Genomic DNA, 1,003 nt, shown 5'->3' with positions numbered 1-1,003 from the left:
GTCCCGGCGAGCAGGGCGTCCAGCAGCGCGCGGCGGCGGCGCCGGAGCAGCCCGGCGGGGTCGCGGGCCGCCTCGGCGCGGCCCTGCGCGGTGGCGACCATCAGCCAGTTCAGGTAGGGGAAGACGCCGGAGATGACCTGGCCGTAGAGCGCGGCCGGGGCGTCGGCGCCCAGGTCCTCGGCGACCCGCGCGAAGTGCCGGACCGCGACCCGCGATCCGGCGTTGACCGCGTTGAGCGACGAGGCGGCGGCGTGCCCCTCCTGCGCCTCGGCGGCGCCGAGGCGGCGGAAGAGGGCGAGGAGGTCCTCGGACGGCGGGCCCGGCGCGTCGATCATGTCGATGAAGCCCGCGAGGGCGCAGCCGGCGGCGAGCTCCAGCGTGTGCGCGCACTCGGGGCCCGCGTACTCGGGGACCTCGCGCTGGATCTCGGTGACGGCCTCGGCGACGATCGCGGGCACCGCCGCGCGGAGCGCCCGCACGAGGACGGCCCGCGCGTCCGCCGCGAGGCCGAGGTCAAGCTCGATGACGTTGCCGGGAGCACCCATCGTTCACGTCCCTCCCCGACGGCAACCCCCGAAACACCGTCTCGCGGATCCATGTACCGCAAATTTACGTGACAAGGGTGTACGGCGAGATCGGCAAATGTCAACCACCGTACACGTTGACAAATGCGCCCCTGGCGTCTCGAAAGGGCAGGACGCGCACTCGGCCACTGTGTGCGGGTCATGTATGGGGTGACGCTGTGTTCACGCGTGGGCTGTCATCGCACGCGCTGGGCCATGCGCGAACTCGCGCCGGCGCAACGATCACGCGCGGGAACCGACGGCTCCGCGCGGGCGGTGGGGCCGCGGGCGGTGGTGCTAGGCGCTGGTCGGGCGGTGGGGGCGCGGGCGGGGGGCTAGGCGCTGGTCGGGCAGTGGCGCATCGGTCCGCGGGGCGATGGCACCGCGACCGGCTTGCGCGCCGCCTCGGCCGGGCCGCCGGCCGCGGGCCCGCCGCCGAA

The 1,003-nt window shown here is 75.1% G+C and carries 1 protein-coding gene; it reads right to left on the bottom strand.

The window, feature by feature from the left end; translation table 11 throughout:
* A partial coding sequence (locus tag E1300_RS49580; RefSeq protein WP_503104957.1) for a PucR-like N-terminal domain-containing protein occupies positions 1–545 on the bottom strand: 545 nt, incomplete at its 3' end.
* Between the last annotated feature and the right edge of the window lie 458 nt (positions 546–1,003).

This window comes from Actinomadura fibrosa, from assembly GCF_900659615.1.
Lineage (GTDB): Bacteria > Actinomycetota > Actinomycetes > Streptosporangiales > Streptosporangiaceae > Spirillospora > Spirillospora fibrosa.
This window is presented reverse-complemented; position numbering and strand designations above follow the sequence as displayed.